Annotated in this window: 3 protein-coding genes and 1 pseudogene; 2 read left to right on the forward strand and 2 right to left on the reverse strand. The window is 66.5% G+C overall.

Annotated features, from left to right (window positions below; translation table 11 throughout):
- Positions 1-187, reverse strand: a pseudogene (locus tag QOD90_RS16610) (FAS1-like dehydratase domain-containing protein); the annotation flags it as partial.
- A 104-nt stretch (positions 188-291) separates the two neighbouring features.
- Here QOD90_RS16610 and QOD90_RS16615 point away from each other — a divergent pair.
- The gene (locus tag QOD90_RS16615; protein WP_526351604.1) at positions 292-1737 is read left to right on the forward strand and encodes an aldehyde dehydrogenase; all 1446 of its coding nucleotides are present in this window, start codon (positions 292-294) and stop codon (positions 1735-1737) included.
- An 18-nt stretch (positions 1738-1755) separates the two neighbouring features.
- Positions 1756-2901 (forward strand): NDMA-dependent alcohol dehydrogenase, encoded by a 1146-nt coding sequence (locus QOD90_RS16620; RefSeq protein WP_526351606.1) that lies wholly within the window; start codon positions 1756-1758, stop codon positions 2899-2901.
- Here the strand turns inward: QOD90_RS16620 and QOD90_RS16625 are convergent.
- On the reverse strand, positions 2898-3440 hold a 543-nt coding region (locus QOD90_RS16625), incomplete at its 5' end, for a cupin domain-containing protein (protein ID WP_526351608.1). The two genes, QOD90_RS16620 and QOD90_RS16625, sit on opposite strands and share 4 nt — an antisense overlap.

The following is a 3440-nucleotide window of genomic DNA, read 5'->3' on the forward strand; positions in this document are numbered from 1 at the left end:
CGTCGGGCGGCGCCCACCTGGCGGCGCTGGTTAGAAATGTCGGCGGAACGATCGCGTGGGGACCGCGGTAGGCGGGATCCTCGCACAGCATGGCATCGGCGAACTCCGCGATCTTGCCGCGCTCCACCACGACTTCCCAGGGTTGTCCGACGGTGAGGTCGGCGTCGTTGTCCGGCGAAGCAGTCATAGTGACCAATAGTGTCAGAAAATAGCCAGGATCGAAACCGAAAGAAAGCCTTACCGCGAATGAGGCGCTTGTCCAAAGATGACATCAATGCCAGAATCGCGGCTATGGACACTGTGGCGCGCGAGTTGGCGGCAAGCTATGTCGCAGGCAAATGGGTGACAGGTGCGCACACCGAGACACTCGACGTGACGTCCCCGACGACCGGTGAAGTGCTCGGCACCGTGGGTGTCGCGGGCACTGAGGAGGTCGACGCAGCGGTGGCCGCGGCCCGCGCGGCGTTGCCGTCGTGGAGTCAGACCCCTCCCGAAGACCGTGGTGCCGCGCTGGGTCGACTGGCTGAGGCGCTGAGCGCACGCAAGGGCGAACTGGCCGACCTCACCACCGCCGAGATTGGCTCGCCGCGTTCCTGGAGCACCTTTGGCCAGGTCATCACCGCCGTCGGCGTCCTGCGTGCATACGCGGCGATCGCCCCTGGCCATCCCTTCTCCGCCACGCGTCCATCGACGACGGGCGGCACCGTAGAGGTCCGGCAAGTTCCGGTCGGCGTCGTGGTGGCCATCGTGCCGTGGAACACACCGCTGTTCATCGCGGCCTTGAAGCTTGGCCCCGCCCTGGCTGCGGGATGCACCGTGGTGCTCAAACCCGCGCCCGACGCCCCGCTCGAATTCGGCGTGCTGATGCAGGCCATCGAAGAAGCCGGGCTTCCCGACGGGGTGGTCAACGTCGTCAACGGCGGCGCCCCTACCGGCGAGCTGCTGACCGAACACCCCGGCGTGGACAAGGTCAGCTTCACCGGATCGACAGCCGTCGGTGCCAAGATCGCTGCATCGTGCGGATCCCGGATCCGCCGATACAGCCTCGAACTGGGCGGCAAGTCGCCGGCCATCGTCCTCCCCGACGCCCCACTCGAGACCACCGTCTCGGGACTGGTCAGCGGCGTGATGGGAAACAACGGCCAGCTGTGCGCCGCACTCACCCGAATCCTGCTGCCTTGCAGTCGTTATGACGAGTTCGTCAGCGCACTGACCACCGCCGTCGCCGCCCTGACCGTCGGAGACCCTGCCGACCGCGCCACCGACGTCGGACCGCTGATCAACGAGGCCGCGCGCGACAAGGCCGAGGGGTTCTTGCAGCGCGCGCGGGACGAAGGCGCCACCGTACTGACCGGCGGGGAACGACCCGACCGCGCAGGATGGTTCGTCAACCCGGCGCTCGTCGAGGCGACCAACGACATGGAGATCGCCCGCGAAGAGGTCTTCGGTCCGGTCGCCGTGGTCATCGCGTACGACGACGCGGACGGGGACACCGCCGAGGCGGTGGCCATCGCCAACGACTCGCGCTACGGACTTGTCGGGGCCGTGTGGTCAGCCGACGCGGACCGTGCGGCGGCGGTGGCGGCTCGGTTGCAGGTCGGATCGGTGGCGGTCAACTCGACCGCGGTCCTCGACTTCGCCAGTCCCTTCGGCGGTTTCAAGCAGTCCGGCATCGGCCGCGAGGGCGGCCCGGAAGGCATCGCCGGCTTCGTCGAACTACAAGCCATCATCCGTTAGCCCCCGGAAGGTATTTCAATGCAGACGCAGGCAGCTGTCCTGTTCGAGCGCAACACGCCGTGGTCGATCGAGACCATCGAACTCGATCCGCCGAAGGCGACCGAGGTTCTCGTCGAATTACATGCCTCTGGCATGTGCCACTCCGACGATCACCTCGTCACCGGCGACATGCCGATCCGGCTGCCCTGTATCGGCGGGCACGAAGGCGCAGGCGTGGTCAAGGCCGTCGGCGACCACGTGTCGTGGCTGGTACCAGGAGACCACGTGGTGTTCAGCTTCATTCCGTCGTGCGGCCGCTGTCCGTCGTGCTCGACCGGCCATCAGAGCCTGTGCGACCTCGGTGCAAAGATTTACTCCGGCATGCAGATTCACGATGGCACCGCCCGTCACCATCTCGGTGACGGGGAAGATGTCCAGGACCTCGCACTGGCCTGCGGTGTCGGGTCGTTCTCACACCACACCGTCGTCAACGAGGCGAGTTGCGTCAAGATCCCCGAGCACTACCGGCTCGACCGGGCCTGTCTTCTCGGCTGCGGGTTCATCACCGGATGGGGCTCGGCGGTCTACGCCGCCGAGGTGCGGCCGGGTGACACCGTCGCCGTCGCGGGTGTCGGTGGCATCGGCGCTGCGGCCGTCCAAGGCGCCCGGCTGGCGGGTGCCCGCACCATCACCGTCATCGACCCCTCGGAGTACAAGCGGGAGGAGGCGCGCAAGATGGGCGCGACCCATACTGCGGCCGACTGGGACGAGGCCAAAGGCGTTGTCGCCGAGGCAACCTGGGATCGAGGTGTGGACAAGTTCATCTGCGCGATGGGAGTGGGCGACGGTCAGCTCATCGGGAAGGCCCTGGCCATGACGGCCAAGCGAGGCCGACTGGTGGTCACCAACATCCACCCGATGCTCGAGCGCGACATCCGAGCCAACCTGATGGACCTGACGCTGACGGAGAAGCAGATCGTCGGCACCCTCTACGGCTCGGGTAACCCACGGGCCGACATCCCCAAGATCCTCGAGATGAGCAGCGCCGGACAGGTGGACCTCGACATCATGGTCACCCGTACCTATCCGCTGGAGAAGGTCAACGACGGCTACGCCGACATGCATGCGGGCGCCAACATCCGCGGTGTACTGATCTACCCGCCGGGCGAGGCAGCGCTGGGCTAGCTTGACGGCTCCCACTGGGTCACCGACGACGTGAATGAGCCGCCCAGCTTGGCCAGGATCCAGGGCGGCAGGTGTTTTGGCATCGGTAGAGGCACAGATCGAGCGCCACGCTCGGCGAGCAGAGCGTCGTATGCGGCGGTGTCACCACTGAACGGCTGCCCCTCGCCTGCGATGAAACCGTATAGTTCACATCCCTCCGGGCCGGCCTCCCACGGACCGAACACGTCGCCCCACTCGAGCATGATGTGCGTACCCGCGCGGGCTACGACGTCACCGCAACGGATCTCACCGGCGAGGATGAAGTTGCTGTGATCGCCGGTGTGCCCGTGTTGCGAGGAGATGGCGCCTGGGTCCCACTTGTTCCAGAACGCAAAGTACCTGGGGGATAGTTCAATCCACTTCTCCCAGATCGACGCCGTGCGGCCGTCTGCAAACTCGTAGCGCAGCATCTCCTCGGTCGGTACGTCGTCGAGGTGCTTGATCGACGGTCCACCCCTCATGCTTGCACCGGCTCCCAGCCGCCGCCCTCGGACGAGCGG

This window comes from Mycobacterium sp. (assembly GCF_032161845.1).
Lineage (GTDB): Bacteria > Actinomycetota > Actinomycetes > Mycobacteriales > Mycobacteriaceae > Mycobacterium.